This window comes from Cohnella herbarum, assembly GCF_012849095.1.
Classification (GTDB): domain Bacteria; phylum Bacillota; class Bacilli; order Paenibacillales; family Paenibacillaceae; genus Cohnella; species Cohnella herbarum.
The window spans coordinates 3,351,377-3,368,146 of the sequence record NZ_CP051680.1; the positions used below are offsets into that span (position 1 = coordinate 3,351,377).

18 protein-coding genes are annotated in these 16,770 nt (G+C 50.7%); 4 read left to right on the forward strand and 14 right to left on the reverse strand.

Annotated features, from left to right (window positions below; translation table 11 throughout):
* Positions 1–106: 106 nt before the first annotated feature.
* The 3 genes from HH215_RS14980 to HH215_RS14990 form a co-directional block, all read right to left on the reverse strand.
* The gene (locus HH215_RS14980; RefSeq protein ID WP_169280633.1) at positions 107–1,237 is read right to left on the reverse strand and encodes an asparaginase; all 1,131 of its coding nucleotides are present in this window, start codon (positions 1,235–1,237) and stop codon (positions 107–109) included.
* Between the two features lie 321 nt (positions 1,238–1,558).
* Complete coding sequence (locus tag HH215_RS14985; RefSeq protein WP_169280634.1) at positions 1,559–2,557, reverse strand: glycosyltransferase family 2 protein; 999 nt, start codon at positions 2,555–2,557, stop codon at positions 1,559–1,561.
* A gap of 18 nt (positions 2,558–2,575) precedes the next feature.
* Positions 2,576–4,372 carry a glycosyltransferase family 39 protein gene (locus HH215_RS14990; protein ID WP_169280635.1) on the reverse strand — a complete coding sequence of 599 codons (1,797 nt, stop codon included), beginning with the start codon at positions 4,370–4,372 and terminating at the stop codon, positions 2,576–2,578.
* 149 nt (positions 4,373–4,521) lie between these two features.
* Here HH215_RS14990 and HH215_RS14995 point away from each other — a divergent pair, with 149 nt between their 5' ends.
* A complete protein-coding gene (locus HH215_RS14995) occupies positions 4,522–4,854 on the forward strand; it encodes a YtxH domain-containing protein (protein WP_169280636.1) in 333 nt (110 codons plus the stop codon).
* 26 nt (positions 4,855–4,880) lie between these two features.
* Positions 4,881–5,123, forward strand: coding sequence for a hypothetical protein (locus tag HH215_RS15000; RefSeq protein ID WP_169280637.1), 243 nt, complete (start codon positions 4,881–4,883; stop codon positions 5,121–5,123).
* Positions 5,124–5,534: 411 nt separating this feature from the next.
* On the opposite strand, the gene HH215_RS15005 is transcribed toward HH215_RS15000, so the two are convergent.
* The 4 genes from HH215_RS15005 to HH215_RS15020 all read right to left on the reverse strand — a co-directional run bounded on the left by HH215_RS15005 (position 5,535) and on the right by HH215_RS15020 (position 7,522).
* Positions 5,535–5,870: a hypothetical protein gene (locus tag HH215_RS15005; protein ID WP_169280638.1), complete on the reverse strand. Its 336-nt coding sequence runs from the start codon at positions 5,868–5,870 to the stop codon at positions 5,535–5,537.
* A gap of 90 nt (positions 5,871–5,960) precedes the next feature.
* On the reverse strand, positions 5,961–6,731 hold the full coding sequence (locus tag HH215_RS15010; RefSeq protein ID WP_169280639.1) for a sigma-70 family RNA polymerase sigma factor: 771 nt from the start codon (positions 6,729–6,731) through the stop codon (positions 5,961–5,963).
* Positions 6,728–7,168 (reverse strand): anti-sigma B factor RsbW, encoded by a 441-nt coding sequence (gene rsbW / locus HH215_RS15015; protein ID WP_169280640.1) that lies wholly within the window; start codon positions 7,166–7,168, stop codon positions 6,728–6,730. Before rsbW ends, HH215_RS15010 begins: the two co-directional genes overlap by 4 nt.
* A 27-nt stretch (positions 7,169–7,195) precedes the next feature.
* Entirely contained in the window at positions 7,196–7,522 is a 327-nt protein-coding gene (locus tag HH215_RS15020) for an STAS domain-containing protein (RefSeq protein WP_169280641.1), read from the reverse strand.
* A 277-nt stretch (positions 7,523–7,799) separates the two neighbouring features.
* Between HH215_RS15020 and HH215_RS15025 the strand changes: the two genes are divergently transcribed.
* The gene (locus HH215_RS15025) at positions 7,800–9,017 is read left to right on the forward strand and encodes an NAD(P)/FAD-dependent oxidoreductase (protein ID WP_169280642.1); all 1,218 of its coding nucleotides are present in this window, start codon (positions 7,800–7,802) and stop codon (positions 9,015–9,017) included.
* 75 nt (positions 9,018–9,092) lie between these two features.
* Here the strand turns inward: HH215_RS15025 and HH215_RS15030 are convergent, their stop codons facing one another.
* The 7 genes from HH215_RS15030 to HH215_RS15060 form a co-directional block, all read right to left on the reverse strand.
* Positions 9,093–9,578 carry a general stress protein gene (locus tag HH215_RS15030; protein WP_169280643.1) on the reverse strand — a complete coding sequence of 162 codons (486 nt, stop codon included), beginning with the start codon at positions 9,576–9,578 and terminating at the stop codon, positions 9,093–9,095.
* A 146-nt stretch (positions 9,579–9,724) separates the two neighbouring features.
* Positions 9,725–10,564, reverse strand: a complete 840-nt coding sequence (locus HH215_RS15035) for a CheR family methyltransferase (RefSeq protein WP_169280644.1) — start codon at positions 10,562–10,564, stop codon at positions 9,725–9,727.
* On the reverse strand, positions 10,561–13,497 hold the full coding sequence (locus HH215_RS15040; RefSeq protein ID WP_169280645.1) for a response regulator: 2,937 nt from the start codon (positions 13,495–13,497) through the stop codon (positions 10,561–10,563). Before HH215_RS15040 ends, HH215_RS15035 begins: the two co-directional genes overlap by 4 nt.
* A complete protein-coding gene (locus tag HH215_RS15045) occupies positions 13,487–14,653 on the reverse strand; it encodes a fused response regulator/phosphatase (RefSeq protein WP_169280646.1) in 1,167 nt (388 codons plus the stop codon). The genes HH215_RS15040 and HH215_RS15045 overlap by 11 nt, the downstream gene beginning before the upstream one ends.
* A 183-nt stretch (positions 14,654–14,836) precedes the next feature.
* Positions 14,837–15,160, reverse strand: coding sequence for a YflT domain-containing protein (locus tag HH215_RS15050; protein ID WP_169280647.1), 324 nt, complete (start codon positions 15,158–15,160; stop codon positions 14,837–14,839).
* Positions 15,161–15,241: 81 nt separating this feature from the next.
* Positions 15,242–15,724, reverse strand: a complete 483-nt coding sequence (locus HH215_RS15055) for a hypothetical protein (RefSeq protein ID WP_169280648.1) — start codon at positions 15,722–15,724, stop codon at positions 15,242–15,244.
* Positions 15,725–16,207 (reverse strand): DUF948 domain-containing protein, encoded by a 483-nt coding sequence (locus HH215_RS15060; RefSeq protein ID WP_169280649.1) that lies wholly within the window; start codon positions 16,205–16,207, stop codon positions 15,725–15,727.
* Positions 16,208–16,384: 177 nt separating this feature from the next.
* On the opposite strand from HH215_RS15060, the gene HH215_RS15065 reads away from it, so the two are divergent.
* Positions 16,385–16,549, forward strand: a complete 165-nt coding sequence (locus tag HH215_RS15065) for a DUF1328 domain-containing protein (RefSeq protein WP_169280650.1) — start codon at positions 16,385–16,387, stop codon at positions 16,547–16,549.
* Positions 16,550–16,770 lie beyond the last annotated feature (221 nt).

A 16,770-nucleotide genomic window follows, 5' to 3' on the forward strand; every position in this document is an offset into this window, starting at 1 on the left:
TCGCATTTTGCGACAATGAGAGAGCGCTTTGACTGCTTCGCCTAGCCATAGTCGCATTTTGCGACAATGAGAGGGAGCATTGGCGAGTAAGCATATCGACATCGCTCTAAAACACAGCTTGCCACTTACCGGCGACCTCGCCGACATCGTTAAGGAATTCCGTCGGAAACGTCTGCTCCAGCTTGCGCTTCGTTTCTTCCGATATTCCGCCGATCCGCTGAAGAACGGCCTTGACGATGTGAGGCCAAGCGATCTCCGTTCCATTGCTTACCGCGATGGCAACGCCTAGTTGTTCATTCCGGAGCCCGAACGTGAACACCCCGTGCGCTCCGCTCTTGGCAACGACGTTAGCGTCCGTCAGAAGAATGCTTGCCAAGCGATTACGTCCTTCCACTAGCTCCGGATAAGCGTTCATAGCGCCGGTAATACGGCTTACGACTTTAGCCGTCTCCGAATCGTGTCCGAGTTCCGGGCACGCAAGCCTGCCGTATGCGAAACCAAGTTGCTCAAGAGGTATCGCCGCAACGGGAAACCCGCAACCATCTTTGCCAACCGTAACATTATCCGCTCCTGCACATGCCCCTTCACCATTACCTGCCCCTACTCCAGCTCCCTCATCTGCTCCTGTACCTACTCCAAACACCTCACCTGCTCCTGCTCCAGATCCCTCACCTACTCCTGCTCCCGTACCCCCCGCCCACAGCTTCAATCGACGGATAATCTCCATCTGCGCAGGATGCTCCGGATGGATATATCCCTCCAACGGCCAGCCTTTGAGTTTGGACCAAGCGAGCACGCCTAAGTGTTTACCTGCGCAAGTATGGAACAGCTTACGGGGTTTTCCTCCGGAAGCAACCCATTCGTCCCTGTCCTTGCGCCCGATCGGCATTCCCGGATGGATCGCAAGTAAATCCTCTTCCAACCCTGTTAGGGCAAGGATTTCTTCTAACACGGCAAGCTGCTGTCGGCTTCCCCTATGCGAAGCGGTCATCAACGCCAGATGGCGATCTTCGAAGCCGTAAGCTTCCGCGGCCCCGTCCAATAGCGAAGCTAACGCCTGAATCGGCTTCGCGGTCGATCTAATGTAGGTCAGAGCTTGAACGTCGCCCCAACAATCGATCGACTTCCCGTTTACGGCCGAAACGATGCTAATTCGTCCTCGATGGACGTTTTCCGTCAACTCACCTCTGTTCATAACAACCAAAGGGACATCACCCGGAGCATTCATTGTATCCATATGTTAATAACTCCCTCTGTGTTAATATACGTTCGCTCTCACTATCGCTAAGCATAAGTGGCTTCCGTCGTCCTCCCTCTGGTATGGCGGGGGAATGGTATATCATCTTGATTCGTGCAAAAAACCAGACGTTTCCGTCTGGATTCATTCACGTCTATGCGTTACGCACGAATTCGGTGCGTCTCGCATTCTTTTATTCGTTCTGGTTTATGCAACGCACCCAACTTCTCTGAGTCACTTTACCGATTCAGTATACCCTACCCTTATCGCTTATCATCAACCCATTAAAAACTCCCCGAACGGAAGCCGGGGAGTTAGCGTTTAGCGACCGATGCCGACCTTCTCTACTTCCCGATTCCGATCGCGCGAGCTCTCGGCATCCGCGGAGAAACCGACCACGTCCGAGACGAGATATAACGGTCGTCCTTTCGATTCCTCGTACGTGCGCCCAATATACTCTCCCAGCACGCCAAGAAGCGATAAGGTTATGCCGTGAAACAACAGGCTAATCGCGATCATGGATGTCCAACCTTGCGTGGTCGTATCCGTGAAGAGCCGCTGATACAATACGATGAACAAGTATACGAATCCGATCGCCGACAATACGAATCCCAGCACGCTGGCTATCTTAAGCGGTTTTGTGGAAAAGGAAGTCATCGCGTCCAGCGACAATCGAATCATTTTGCGAAGCGGGTATTTGGTTTCCCCCGCGAACCGTTCATCCCGCACGTAATCGACGGAAGTTTGCTTAAAGCCCGCCCAACTGACCATTCCTCTGATGAAGCGGCTGCGTTCCCGCATGGAGGTTAGCGCATCGCATACTTTGCGGTCCATCAGCCGGAAATCTCCCGTATCCACCGGAATGTTCACGGACGTCATCGAACGAAGGAGCCGATAGAATATCGCCGCCGTCATTTTCTTAAACCACGACTCGCCTTTACGCTCGATCCGTTTGCCGTAAACGACATCATAGCCTTCGCGCCACTTGGCGACCATATCGACGATCAACTCCGGCGGATCTTGCAAGTCCGCGTCGATCAATACGACCGTTCTGCCGCTGGAATGGTCCATTCCCGCGGTTACCGCGATCTGATGACCGAAATTCCGCGAAAAGTCCACCATCTTCACATTCGAATCCCCGGCGCAGAACCCTCGAACGATATCCGAGGTTTTATCCCGGCTACCGTCATTGACGAAGACGATTTCGTACGATTCCCCGAGCTTGTCCAGAACCGCCTTCAATCGTCGGTAGGTCACTTCGATAACCTCTTCCTCGTTGTACATCGGAACGACAACGGAAAGAAAACATGCTTTCTGCACGACTGACGAACCCCCCTTCTAGAACCCCCAGCTAGGCAACCATCGAATCGCGATGTTCATCCACTCGCGGCTTATAGTCATCCCCGTGTAGATCGGATAGAACCATATTAGTAATCCTGCGGCTACGACTACGGTAGCGATCGTTATCCGTCGACCGTTGTAATAATTGCGCTCCTCGAACCAGCGAAGCATCCAGACGATCGATAAGATCAGCAGCGGAACCATAGGAAAATAATGATATAGGAACGTGATACTTCGCGGAGCGACCATCCATGGAACATAGAACGATAAGTAGGCTACGGCAAGCGTGAGCACGATCCGATCCTTTCGTCGCCATCCTATCCACCATGAAGCCAGCATGGCCAACAATCCGCCCCACCAGATCAAAGGATTTCCGATCGCCGCGATGCTCTGCGCATCGCCTTTCTCCAGATCCTTGCCTCCGTAATACCAGACCGGACGTATCATCAACGGCCAAGTGTACCACTTGGATGCATAAGGATGTTCTTCTTTGACGCCTTTATGGTAATGGTACATGTTTTTCTGATATTGCCACAGGTCTTTGTAGCTATCATCCGCTTTAGTCGCTTTAATATACGGTTCGTAGGAAGCCGTATATACCCCGACCGGCACGGCCACGAACAAAATCACGCAAGCCATAAGGGTCAGTATTATCCGCCTTGCGTAGTCGAAGTCGCCCTCCATCCGACCTTCCCGCCAGCGGCGGATAAGCGCGAACGCGAGCAAGATCGCCAAGCCGGCACCGCCGTACAAGTAGTTCCACTTCACCGCTGCAGCCGCTCCGAAGAACAGCCCGCTAAGCGCGAGATACCCGAGGCTTCGTCGGAACCCTCCGTTTCGCCAAGCGGTTTCGCCGAACCTGTACATCGCGTAGAACATCACGATCGTAAACGTGACCCCGATGATATCGACGTTGGAAGAGCGCGAATGAACGAGATGGAAGCCCTCCAGAACAAGCAGCAGCGCCGCAAGAAACGCATATCTAGTTCTTTGGAACATTCCCTTTGCCGCCGCGTAGAAGATCGGCACCATCAACGTCCCGACGACACCGGCCATGAATCTCCAGCCGTAAGGCGTCATATCGAACATTTTCACGCCGATGGCTAGAATCACTTTACCTAGAGGAGGGTGCGTGTTCTCGTAAGGCTCCATTAGCTCGACGAATTCATACGCGGTGCGACCGTGGTAAATCTCGTCGAAGTACATTCCGTTGCGGTAATCCGGCCGGTAGGGAGCGAGCTCCTGTTCGTCGAACACCTCGAAGCCGCTGCCTTCGGAGGTCAAGGAATTGTCGCTGCCGGATTGGATATTCTCTACCGGAATCGGAGCTTTAACGCCATCGGTGAAAAAAGCCGCTTCATAGAGACGGTACCCGGTCTTCTCCGTCGTATAACGCATGTAGCGCGCTTCGACCTTTTTCTCTTCCAGTTTCCACGTGAAAACCCGATTCGTTTTGTGCTCGACTTCCAAATAGGGTTCCCAAGTTTGACCATCTTTCGACGATTCGATTTTGGTATTTCCTTTCGCGCCCGGTCCCTCGTACAGATTAATCCGGTCGACCGTCCGCAGCTCTCCGAAATCGACCGTAAAGTGGTCGCCTATCTTGTCCGGCTTCCAGAACGTTTGCGGAGCGGAACGATTACCCAAATCCGTAAATGTCATAATTGCCGATATGATCGTCAGTAAAAGCACCAATCCGATATCTAACGGTCTCCATCGCCGATCCTCCCGGTTACGAAAGGAAATCGCTCCCCATTGCACCGGACCGGTTCTGGTTGTCTCTTTGTAATCCATGTCCGTCCTCGCTTTCGCCAAGTTGTCCGCTTTTTTACCTGTTCCTATTGTAGTCGAAAGCGCAGCCCTCTGGGAAGTGCGCGTTTCAATTTGCCGTAATCGGGTAAATTCTCTACATGAACGTATCGAATGAAGAGGAGGAATTACAAATGGCAGACACACGCGGAACATTAAAAGGCGCATTAATCGGCGGGGTTATCGGAGCTACAGCCGCTCTTCTGCTCGCTCCGAAATCGGGACGGGAATTACGCGTCGATATTCGCGACCGCTACAATTCCGTACAGGATCGCACCAAGCAGGCGTTGTCCGAAGCAGGTAACAAAACCCAAGAACTTGCCAAGCAAGTAGGTCAGCACGCAACCGATATCATGGATAAAACGCGTTCCGCAATATCCACGGCCAAAGATGAGGTTCAATCCTGGAAGGACGAAAGCAAGAAAGAGTTCAAGGATGAACAGCAGCCTGATCAGAAGATGAACTAGCATTCCGCGCGAAGGGAGAGGGAAACATGAACTCCGAGGAATCCAAAAGCAAGAACGCGCTTAAAGGCGGCGGCGATCCCGCCGTCTTCGACGGTTCGGAAGATCGTAAGCCTTCCGCGCCGATTCCGACCAAGTCGATCGAAACCGCCCTCAACGGATCGATGGTTCAAGACTTCGCGGATATGAAGCGGCTCGGCAAAGATATGGAAAGAATGAAAAACGAGCAACAGCTCAACGAAGAAGGACTTGTGAACGATCCTGCACAATAACTAATAAAGCGGATTTCAATTCATCCCTTTCCTATTCGTAGGCGAGGGATGATTTTCGTTTCGGTTACTCCCCCCGTCGGTTCTGCACGACAACGAACGCCTGAAGCTAATCGCGGAGCGCGCAAGTCAAGTCCGTTTCTTAAGGTGCTGATCGCTAACGGGACCTACGAGGCTGTCGATTAACCATTATAACATTGAAGAAAGCTTGTCCCCTTCTAGCGCTGACCTCAACCCGTATTCTCCCCCACACGCAGCCCACAGCCCTTATTAACGGATCGACTTAGCATAAAGTTACATCCTTCTGTAGACAGCTACGCGATCGATAGCCGCCTTAGCGTGCAACAACCTTGATGACGCAATTAACCGATGCCCGTTAATCCGGGCATCGGCAGTAACTATCGCTTGATTCGGTTAAGCTTCATATTGCCGGGCATTCCTGTCAAGCTGCTCTCGCATTGCTTCGACGCTAACCTCTCCCTCCAACCACTCCGGTACGGGAATAGGTGGCATTCCGTCTTTCTCGAACGCGGAGCCTTCCAAATGATATCCGTATTCCTTGGAGAGCTTAAACATGGCGCAAAACTTATCCGCCGCGTCGATCGCCTTGCCTAACGAAACGTAGTCTGAGATCTTATTGCCATAGCTGAGCGGATTTACTCGCGAACCGATCGTGAGATGAAAAGAATCTCCCTTATCCAGCACGTAAATGTCCGTTTCCGAGCACGGAATCCGATATTTAACCGTCATCTTTCCCACTCCTTTGCGGAATAGTTACTCTTTCCGGTAAGGATTATTACACCGTTCCGCAGAGATTGAAACGTTAAGTTTGAACTCTTTTTATTGCGTTTCCGCGTCATGAATCAATAGTTTGAGCTTATCGATCGCCCGCTTCTGAATCCGCGATATGCTCATCTGCGATACGCCTAGTTCATCGGCGATCGATCGTTGCGAGAGACCGCTTTCGAATACCATGAGCAGTACCTGCCGTTCTTCCGGCTTTAACTGCGCCATCGCCTCTTGCAGGTCGAGCTTCAGATCCAATGCCGAGAAATCGTCTACCGGCGATCCGATCAATTCGCCTAGCACCGCCGTACTATCGTCGTCCGATATCGGAGTGTCTAAGGACACGAAATGGTATAGATCCCGGCCGGCTAATATTTCGAGCGTTTCCTCCGTTTCGAGCCCCAGATGCGCTGCGATTTCCTCCACGTTAGGGGAACGCTCCAGTTTACCCGTAAGCTCGTCTATGGCCTGCTGCACGACGAGTCCTTTTTCTTTAATCCGTCTAGGCACTTGAATGTACCAGGATTTGTCCCTTAAGTAATTTTTCATGTGACCGATAATGCTCTTCATGGCATATGGCTCGAACGGCATTCCAAGCGTCGGATCGAACTGCTTAAGCAACCGGAATAAAGACATCTGTCCGACCTGGAACAGATCGTCTATCAAATCCGGTCGGTTGCGCGACATTTTGTTGGATGCCATCTTAACCAACGGCTCGTAAATTCGAATGAGCCGATCCGCTAAATCGTTGCATAACGTTTTCTGATATTCGAGCAATAGGGTCATCGCGTCGTCGGGCTGACGCGCGGAAGAGGATAGGCTCATGCCGTCTCTTCGGATTTCAACCGTTTCTTCGTTAATGTGATCGTCGTACCGCCATCGTTCTGCACGTCTACCCGATCCATAAGAGCTTGCATCAAGTATAGACCCAATCCGCCCGACTGGATTTCGTTAATGGATTTCCCGTGTAGCGCAGGCGTCTCTTTATTCTCGACAACCTTAAAGCTACGGCCGAAATCGCGTACGATGATGGACAGTTCTTCGGCATTCGAAATAAACTGCACCTCGATGTTGCCGTCATCTTCTCCGTATGCATGAAGCACAGCGTTATTGCATGCCTCGGATACCGCAACCTTCATATCCTCGATATCCTCGAACGTAAATTTCAACTTGCTAGCTATTCCGAATAAAGTAAGCCGCACCAAGTCCACGTATTCCGGCGACGCCGGAACGGTTATCGTTACACTATTTTCTTTTGTCATGGGAGTCTAATCTCATTCCTCTCTCGGTTAATAGGAGCCCGCTTGCGCCAGAAATGGGGATATGCCCGTCATGTCGAACAATTTGCGAATATGTACCGGGACATGTTCTACGTCAAAAGACGCATTCCGCGTATGTCTGGCTTTAACGATGGAAATAAGAATTCCGATTCCGGTACTGTCAATGTATTTTAGATCCCGAAGGTTCAACGTTAACCTGCGATCGGTAAGCTCGATTAGCGGCTCCATAGCTGCTCTGACTTGCGTAGCCACTTCCAAATCGAACTCCCCTCCTAAGAACAAGATCGTCTGTCCTTCCCGATTCTCGGTGCGGAGCGTGAATTTATTCGTTTCCATGACCAACCTCCACCTTCCTATTGGATCGTACGCTTTTTCTTGCGTTTCTAAATACCGACTCTTATTGTAATAACCCACTTATCCACTCTTTGAAACAGGCGATTTCGGAAAATACCTTTAGATTGGATTGCTTTCCCGAATACCTAATTCTTTTTTCGGTATCCTATAAGGTATCGTTTAGGAAAATAGCCCCTGGTTTAATTACTGATTAGCAGCCGAGCTTCCAGTTTCTTCTTTTGGAAGTTTTGTTGTTATGCTGCATCATTGGAGGCAACCCATGAACCTACATTTTGGCAATTTATTTTGGCCCGGTACTTATACGGAGCCCGATCGCTTTCCAGCCCTTGATAAATCCATTCGGACCCGCGTCGTCATCATCGGCGGAGGGATGTCCGGCGTCATTTGCGGATACGTACTGGCCACGAGCGGCATCGATACCGTTCTCGTCGAACAGAAGACGATTGCCTCCGGGAGCACGTCCGCGAATACGGGACTTCTCCAATATTCGAACGACACCCTATTAAGCGAGTTTGCCGACCGGTTAGGCGAACAAACCGCCGTTAAATTCTATCAAGCATGCAAGAAAGCGACGGAACGTCTCAGCGATATCGCGGACGGATTGCGCAGGAAGGTCGATTTTAAACGCCGCAATAGTCTATACTACGCCTCCGAGGCCGAGGATGTCCCTATGCTGCGAAGAGAATATGAAATACTTCACCGGAACGGCTTCGATGCCGAATGGTGGGAGGAAAGCCGGATTGCGAATCATTTCCCCTTTCGCAAGGCGGCGGCGATCGTGACTCGCGGCGATGGCGAAGTAAACCCATATTTGTTCGTCCACTCCTTAGCCGAAGAGGCTCGTCTTAAAGGCTTGATCATTCACGAGAATACAGCCATGCTCTCCGTAGAACCAACGACAGGCGGGTATGTCGTGAACACGAACGGCGGGAAAATCGAGGCCGAGCATGTCATTTACGCGGTTGGATACGTTCCGGAATCCGCCGGCGGACATTGGATAAGAGCATTGATAAATCGTTCTTACGCTATCGTCACCGATCCGATCGATTCCTTAGCCGACTGGCACGAACGTTTCCTGTTATGGGAAACCGCCAGACCATACTTGTACGTCAGGACGACGGTCGATAATCGAATCGTAGTCGGCGGCTTGGACGAGAACATCCGCCAACCCGTCTTATCCGATCAAGAGCTCCGAAGCCGCTCGATGAGATTGCTCTCGGAACTGCATAAGCTGTTTCCCGAATGGACTCCGCGAATCCGATATGAATGGTGCGCGACTTTCGGAGAATCCGCGGACGGGCTGCCTTATCTCGGAGAGGATCCCGAACGCCCCGGACAGTATTATTGCCTAGGTTATGGAGGAAACGGTACGATCTACAGCATGTTAGGAGCGGAAATCATTCGCGACCGGTTACTTGGCTTGGATCATCCCGTCGCATCCATCGTTCGGCCTGATCGCTCGGTTACAGTTTCCTAATTCGGTTAGCAAGCAAAGAGTAAACGGCTATCGTCGCCCTTTCGGATGACGATAGCCGTTTTAATGAAAACAAGATCAACTCATCGTTTCATGAGCTCCCGCATCGCTTAGCAATGCCGATAGGCTTATTTCCGAAGAAGCTTCCGCCATAAGGACGTAACTTCCCGATTCCACCGCTCTTCTGCAGCTTTCCGCCGCATCGTCCGGAATTCCGATCTCGCGAAGCGTCTTCTCGCTTCCCGATCCCGTCTCGGAATCGTACCCGGCAATGATTACGCCTGCCGGATTCGCGCCTAACGAAGTACCCATCCCTACCGGAAATCCTCCGGCGAGCGGCGCGGCCGCCAAGGGGAGTCCGACTTCCTCTTCGTCTCCGCGGGTCTCTTGGATTTCGTACAGCTCCTCCAGATTGACTTCTCCATTAGAAGCCAATAACGGTGCGCCTTCCCGATTACTAACGATGACCCTGATTCCGTTAGCGTCTACTCCCGCATTTCGAAGAAACCGAATGGCTTCCAATACCTTTTCTTCTTGTTCGAAAATACCGATAGTTACAGTCATGCAAGACCCCTCCTATCCGGGATAGTCTAATATTCGCCTACATACTAGGTATACCCCGAAGCAGGCGCTTTGAACCTTGGAGCGCCCCCTCGGCCTGGCTTGAACAACGGCAACACATGAGCAACTAGCGATTCGCGTAACCCTTCTTAGCGGATTTTGCGAAATATCCGATTCGGGCTATTGCGAGTTTCGTAACGGTCAGCCAGGGGGGTGAAGGATAAGGATTCTTTCCCTCCGACGATCAGAAATCCCTCCAACGCCAAGCTCTCGTAGATTAACTTGTGAACCTGATCTCTTAGCTTGTTATTAAAATAGATCATCACATTGCGGCACAGGATGACATGGAATTCGTTAAACGAGCTATCCGTCACCAGATTGTGGCGCGCGATTACGGTATTACGGCGTAGATGCGGCTTGAGCATGACGACGCCATGATCGGAATCGTAATAGTCCGAGAAAGACCGCGTGCCGCCCGCCGCTTGATAATTTTTCGTATATTGCTTCATTCTATCGATCGAAATCATGCCGTCCTTCGCTCTTTGCAAAGCGTCCTCGTTAATATCCGTCGCATAGATGCGGGTCTTGTCAAGCAACCCTTCCTCGTGAAGCAATATCGCCATGGAGTGAACCTCTTCGCCCGTAGAGCAGCCGGCATGCCATATACGGATATAGGGGAGATCCCGCAATAAGGGAACGACGTCTCTTCTGAAAACGAGGAACGTCTCCGGATCGCGAAACATTTCCGTTACGGGAATGAAGAAATCGCCCAACAGCCGAAAGAAAGCATCCGAGTCGTGCATGACCTGCTCTTGAAGAGATGAAACATTCGATAGACCCTCCAAGTGAATACGATGCCAGATTCGGCGATGAATGGACGCATACGAATAGTTTCGGAAATCGTAACCGTATCTGCGATATATCCCTTCCAACAACAAAACCGTCTCGATTTTCTCCAGTTCGCCATCAGAGGAACGATGCTGGCTCATCGATGCAACCACACTCTCATCAGGGATAGAAGTTGATCCGTATTAACCGGTTTTGTGATATAGTCGGACGCGCCGGCTTCAATGCACTTATTGCGGTCATCCTTCATAGCTTTGGCCGTCAAGGCGATGATCGGGAGCTTGTTCCAAGCCTCGCTTGCCCGTATCCTTCTCATCGTTTCATAACCGTCCATGACCGGCATCATAATATCCATCAGAACGAGATCGATATCGGAATCCCGTTCCAGAACGTTCAGGGCTTCGCGGCCATTCTCGGCAGTAACGACCCGCATGTTCCGATGTTCCAGCACGCTGGACAGCGTGAACACGTTACGGACGTCATCGTCTACTAGCAGGATTTTCTTGTTCTTGAATGTCGATTCCCGATCGGGAAGTTTGTTTATACGATTCCGATTGTCTTCAGGCGACTCGGACTCCTCGGCAATAAACGAATCTTGGATTGCCTCGGACAAGCCGGATCGCTCATCTTCCGGTCTAAGCTCCGTTTCCGCGTCGAAGATCAGTTCCGAGGTTGCGGCTGTCAACTCGGAAGAATGCGGCTCGTCGAAATAATCCTCGAAGGAATGCTGTTCCGGTATTACGAGAGTGAAAGTACTGCCTTTGCCCGGCTCGCTCTCCATGTAAATCCATCCTCCGAGCAAGTGGGCCAGTTCCTTGCTGATCGTGAGTCCCAGTCCGGTCCCCCCGTATTTCCGGCTTGTCGTGCCGTCCGCTTGACGGAAAGCTTCGAATACGAGCTCGTGCTTGTCCCGAGGAATCCCGATCCCGGTATCGGTAACGGATAAGGCGATGTACCGCGTCTCCGCTTCCATCCTGTCCGGTTTCAATTCCCGATCATTCGGCCTCCTTATCGTAAACGAAACGGATCCCGAGTCCGTAAATTTAATCGCATTGGACAATAGGTTACGTAAAATCTGCTTCAAACGATGGCCGTCCGTCCAGATCGCGCCCGGAATATCGTCGGCGTTATCCAGCGTCAGCGATAACATCTTCGATGAAGCGAGCGGCGTAAATAGATCGTTCAGGAATAGCGAGAGATCGCCAAGCACCGTCCACTCCGCATGGACTTCCATTTTCCCGGCATCGACCTTGGACAGGTCCAGTATCTCGTCGATCATTTTCAGCAAATCATTGCCCGAAAGATGAATCGTCTTCATATATTCCCTCTGCTGCTCGGTTAAATTCTTCTCATTGTTCTCCACGAGAAATTCCGACAAGATCAACAAGCTGTTAAGCGGCGTTCTTAACTCGTGGGACATATTCGCGAGAAATTCGGATTTATATTTGCTGGTCAAAGCCAGTTGAAGCGCTTGGCGTTCAAGCTCGGAATTGACTTCGGCGATTTGCCGGTTCTGCATTTCGACACGATCGATCTGTTGCTCCAAGGCTAGCTTCTTCACCGTAAGTTCCTTATTCGCTTCCTCCAATTGTTCCTGCTGTTGTTGAAGGCGTTGCTCCGATTTCTTCAAATCTTTTTGCTGTTGCTCCAACTTGTCGTTCGTTTCTCTCAGTTCCTCCTGCTGACAAACCAGCTCTTCGGACTGAACTTGCAGTTCCTCCGTCATCGCCTGGGATTCCCTTAGCAACTCCTCCACCCTGGAACGGGAATGGATGTTGTTAAGAATCGTTCCCAGCTTGTCGCTGAGCGAGTTCAACAGTTCCTTCTGCTCCGAATTAAATCCCGTGATCGACGCCAGCTCGATAACCCCTATCACGTTATTCTCGTATAGGATAGGTTGGATGGCGATCGCTTTAGGATCCGTAGAACCGAGACCGGAACCGACTTTAACGTAACCTTCCGGAACTCCCTCCAACACGATCGGTTGGGCATCCCGATAACATTGACCCGTTAAGCCTTCTCCCGGTCGAATGGTTAACGGTGCGGCGACAATCCCCTCTTCCGTCCCTTCGATTAAGATCGCATAAGAACCCGAGAGCTCCAATTGATCGATACCGTTGGTAGGATCCGTTAAATAGACGAGCCCGTAAGAAGCGCCCAACACGGGGGCGAACTCCGAGATGAAAGACTGGGCGACAAGTCTTGCATTCGTTCCCTCCTGCATGAATTCCGTCACTTTGGCAATTTGGGCGTTCATTCTTGCTTGTCTTTGCTGAATGGCGGATAACATCGCTTCCCGTTCGTTCTTTACTTGAAGGTCGAGCGCGATGATCTTGAATACTTGAGCCAATTGACCGAGCTCGTCTTGCGACTTAATTTCGAAGCGGGCAAATCCGCGAAGGCGTCCTTTACCGAAACGGTCGGCCATTCGTTCAAGTAAATTTAATCCTTTCGTTATGCTCGGGAATACCCACATCACGATTGCCAAGCCTAACATCAAGCCAACGATCGTGAGAATGGCAACCATCTGCACCGAACGGTCGTACAACTCCCGGGAGTCCGCCATTTCCTCTACTAAGGCGTTTTCCTGCGTTTTCACTAAACCGTCCATCGAATCGATGATCTGTCTTTGCTCGTCGCGAAGACTATCGGTATAGAGCTTCTTGGCTTCATTCACTTTGCCCGATTTTAAGAGATCGATGAATTTCCCGAGCGAGAGGGTATACTCCTCGGCCAGTATCATGACTCCGTCCATCACGTCTTGTTCGTCAGGCGAAAGTTCAAGATCGGTTAATGTCTTAAAGTGATCTCCCGCCTTCGTTAGCCCGGCCGATATCGCATCGATACCTTCCGCGGTATCTTGATCGCCGATCGTAATGTCGTTCATGATACGACCCGTGGCATTGATTTCTCCTCGGACGGCGAGCGCTATCTTAACCTTCTCGAAACGATAATCGTAAAAATGGTTAATGGATTGATTCATTTGGCTTAACCGAATATAGCCGAACGAGGTGACGCCGACTAAGAGGAGCAGCAGCAGCGAGAATCCGATGCTTAGCTTCGTCTTAATTTTCATGCCGCACTCCCCCCGTCCTTACCTCTACTTTAACGAGACAGCGATCATCCGATCGACCGTCAAACGGCTTGGCGGAGATGAGCTGCTCCAAGTTATAATCGTTTTCGCCATTCTGATGGAGAAATGTCGCCAATTGTTCCAACTGCGCCTCGTCATCTCCGTGAAAAGGACCTAATATCCCGTCCGTAAACAAATAGAGACGATCCCCGGACGATAGAGCGACTTTGCGGGTTACGATATCTATCTTTTCGAACAAACCCATCGGAGCGGAGCTGACGAATAACTTCTCCGGCTTTCGATCGTGCGCGCGGTAAACGAAACCGGACGGATGGCCTGCATTGGCATATTCGAGTTCGCCTAGTTCCAGATCAATCGTTACGTAGATCCCGGTGCAGAAATAATGAATGAGCTCGTTTTCCCACTGGAGTCCCATTAACCGCCGATTAAGCTCGGTTAATACCCTCTCCGGAGAATAATGCGTCCGCATGGATTCTTTCAGTATCGACGCGATAAACATGCTGACGAGCGAGGAAGATATCCCATGCCCCATCGCATCGATCACCGCGATTGCCCAACGTTTGTCGCTAATTCTGTGCCATGCGTACAGATCGCCCGCCAAAGCTTCCGAAGCTTGAAAATAAGCTTTGATCCGTACGTCGGAAGTATCCACTTGATCCGGCAGCACGGATTCTTGGACCTGACGGGCAAGCAATAGCTCCTGCCGCATTCTGGAATCCCGTTCCTTATGCCAATCAAGCTCTCGCTTTAACTTAAGCGCGGAACGCATTCTCGCCAGCAGCTCGGTTTTATTAATCGGTTTCGTGACGAAATCGATTGCTCCCGCGTCTAGAGCTTCCGCAAGCTTTCTTGAATCTCCGATAGCGGTGACGATAATGACCGGAATGTCTTTATAGAGAGGATTACTCTGCAATATTCTGCAGGCTTCGATCCCATCCATAACGGGCATCATTAAATCCAGCAAAATCAAATCGACCCGCGGCGTCTCTACATCGTTCCCATTGCTGACGTTGGTCAGCAATTCGAACATTTCTCCGGCGGAATAAGCGACGCGAAAGTCGTCGTATCCCGCCCTCTTCAGCATTTCCTGTATTACCATTACGTTCATGGCATTGTCGTCGACGATCAATACGGTCATCACATAGTCTCCTCGGCAAACGCGAAATAAGGAATGAGAGACGGTTTTTCCGTCCTCATTCCTCCATTCCTATTTCAAACTGCTCTTCAATTGGTTATAACCCTTTATTGCATTTTTTGAAACACCTAATTACCGGTTAATAAAATATTTTTATTCCGCATGATGTTTGATTGATTGTTCGGCTTAATGACGGGCCATGACCAGAACTTTGCCCTTATCCAATTCCGCTTCGTACACGCTTGCCTCGTAGGAGTCGAATCCCATCGATTCAATCTTATTGCGAAGCGCGTCTCCGCGGTTCCGGAACAAATTCGCCACCGTCTCGAACATGCCCTCTTCGGCTAAACCGACCTTATTCGAATCCGTGGCATCCGCCAATCGGTTCGTTTGATCCGCTTCATGCGCCAATACGTAGATATCTTTCTCCATGTACCCTTGGCGATGAAGTTCGTTCACGACGTCAAATGCTTCCAGTCCATTGTTTACGAGCTTAGCGTATGCTTTCATTGTTTTCTCCTCCTCTATCCTTTGGGGATGCTCACTATTACACCTGTCTATCTCTATTGAAACATGAGTTTGTTAACGCGGTTATAATGGACACGGTTCGGGAAAAAGATCCACCGACACGAGTTTCCCTTTTTCGTCGACAAATACTTTTATCGCATCCGAGCCTCTTACGATCCCCCAGCCGTCTTCGGCCTTAAACTCGGGCTTGCCTAGCGCTTGGCGTAAATCCTTGTTTACCATCGCGATATCGGTTCCGTTCAAATTGGCTTTCTTCGCGTCGGCCATCACTTGAACGTAGGAAACGTTATCGTCGCACATTCCGACGTTTTTCCCGCCTTTGTAGCTCCAAATCTCGCAATCGCTGCTCCATTCGTCGGAAACGATCTTGCTAGGGTTCCCCCATGCTTCTTTTACTTCGGCGCCCTTGGCGCCCAACTCGATTCCATCCAATATCAATTGCTGCGACGCCGGTTGCGGATATACGGCAGTTACCGGAGCAGCCGCGGCAGGCGCAGCCCCCCCGTTCGTAATAGAAGAAAACAAAATCAGCCAAGAAATCAACATTTAGATTTCCTCCTTCCCGAGGGAATAGGATTGCTCCCTTTGCTGTTTCCATCCTTTATGAATACTCAATGCAATTCGCGAACCTAACTTTGCCCACCGTAGCCATGACGGAGTAACAACGTCGCCTTCTTCAATGGAAGCCGCCTGTTTGCGAATCGAATGCGCTAAACCTTTCGTTGCCTCTCGCGCCGTTCCCGTTACTTCGCTTAGCAGCATTCCCACATCCTGAACGGCGTCGAACAAAGGATCCGTAGACTGAAGCTTCCCTCTAATATCTTCCGCAACATCGTTGACGCTTTCCGCTAATTTCTTCACCTCGCCTTGCAAACCTTCGACGGTTTCCTTCACTTCCTGCATGGCGGATTGCGCGGTAACGAGCGAACTTTGCGCAGTCCTTAATAGAGAGATGAGAAAACCGCACAAGACGACAAACGCCACCGCGGCGATCGCGATACTCCAAGTCATAATATCGTTGTTATCCAACAGCGCCCCTCCGTTTCTGCCTTACCGTTGTTTCTTTACATTACCCCTGGCATGCGGTTCCCGAAACAACGCGGTACGAGAGATTCATCCCCGCAAACACAGGGTAACTAAGGACAAGCACGGGAAACGGTCGCTTGCCAATTATACAGACCGATCCGTACAAAAGGAGGAATTCATATGTTACATTGGGCTTTGATCTTTTTTATAGTTGCTATCGTGGCGGCGATCTTCGGTTTCGGAGGAATAGTCAGCGCAGCCGCGGGAATCGCGAAAATATTGTTCTTCATCTTCTTGATTTTGTTTATCGTCTCCCTGTTTACGGGGCGCAGAAACCGAGTCTAAACTCGAATATCGTCCGTCGACGAGCGGACAAGCAATCTGGATAATGGTTGCAGTAAATTCCTTTTTCAGGTAAAGTAGGCTTTAGCATATGCTTCCGTTTCCTCTTCAACATAACGACCGGGGTTAAGCTCATCTTCTGAACGAAACAGAACATCGCCGCCTACTTTATTGAAAAAGAACCTCTAATCGATACTGACGCTTCCCTACGCTTTCGCGGTTCG

Excerpts from the sequence above, each read along its gene's own strand:
- HH215_RS14980 (WP_169280633.1), bottom strand. The coding sequence starts at position 1,237 with ATGGATACAATGAATGCTCCGGGTGATGTCCCTTTGGTTGTTATGAAC.
- HH215_RS14990 (WP_169280635.1), bottom strand. The coding sequence starts at position 4,372 with ATGGATTACAAAGAGACAACCAGAACCGGTCCGGTGCAATGGGGAGCG.
- HH215_RS14995 (WP_169280636.1), top strand. The coding sequence starts at position 4,522 with ATGGCAGACACACGCGGAACATTAAAAGGCGCATTAATCGGCGGGGTT.
- HH215_RS15000 (WP_169280637.1), top strand. The coding sequence starts at position 4,881 with ATGAACTCCGAGGAATCCAAAAGCAAGAACGCGCTTAAAGGCGGCGGC.
- HH215_RS15005 (WP_169280638.1), bottom strand. The coding sequence starts at position 5,870 with ATGACGGTTAAATATCGGATTCCGTGCTCGGAAACGGACATTTACGTG.
- HH215_RS15010 (WP_169280639.1), bottom strand. The coding sequence starts at position 6,731 with ATGAGCCTATCCTCTTCCGCGCGTCAGCCCGACGACGCGATGACCCTA.
- rsbW (WP_169280640.1), bottom strand. The coding sequence starts at position 7,168 with ATGACAAAAGAAAATAGTGTAACGATAACCGTTCCGGCGTCGCCGGAA.
- HH215_RS15020 (WP_169280641.1), bottom strand. The coding sequence starts at position 7,522 with ATGGAAACGAATAAATTCACGCTCCGCACCGAGAATCGGGAAGGACAG.
- HH215_RS15025 (WP_169280642.1), top strand. The coding sequence starts at position 7,800 with ATGAACCTACATTTTGGCAATTTATTTTGGCCCGGTACTTATACGGAG.
- HH215_RS15030 (WP_169280643.1), bottom strand. The coding sequence starts at position 9,578 with ATGACTGTAACTATCGGTATTTTCGAACAAGAAGAAAAGGTATTGGAA.
- HH215_RS15035 (WP_169280644.1), bottom strand. The coding sequence starts at position 10,564 with ATGAGCCAGCATCGTTCCTCTGATGGCGAACTGGAGAAAATCGAGACG.
- HH215_RS15040 (WP_169280645.1), bottom strand. The coding sequence starts at position 13,497 with ATGAAAATTAAGACGAAGCTAAGCATCGGATTCTCGCTGCTGCTGCTC.
- HH215_RS15045 (WP_169280646.1), bottom strand. The coding sequence starts at position 14,653 with ATGACCGTATTGATCGTCGACGACAATGCCATGAACGTAATGGTAATA.
- HH215_RS15050 (WP_169280647.1), bottom strand. The coding sequence starts at position 15,160 with ATGAAAGCATACGCTAAGCTCGTAAACAATGGACTGGAAGCATTTGAC.
- HH215_RS15055 (WP_169280648.1), bottom strand. The coding sequence starts at position 15,724 with ATGTTGATTTCTTGGCTGATTTTGTTTTCTTCTATTACGAACGGGGGG.
- HH215_RS15065 (WP_169280650.1), top strand. The coding sequence starts at position 16,385 with ATGTTACATTGGGCTTTGATCTTTTTTATAGTTGCTATCGTGGCGGCG.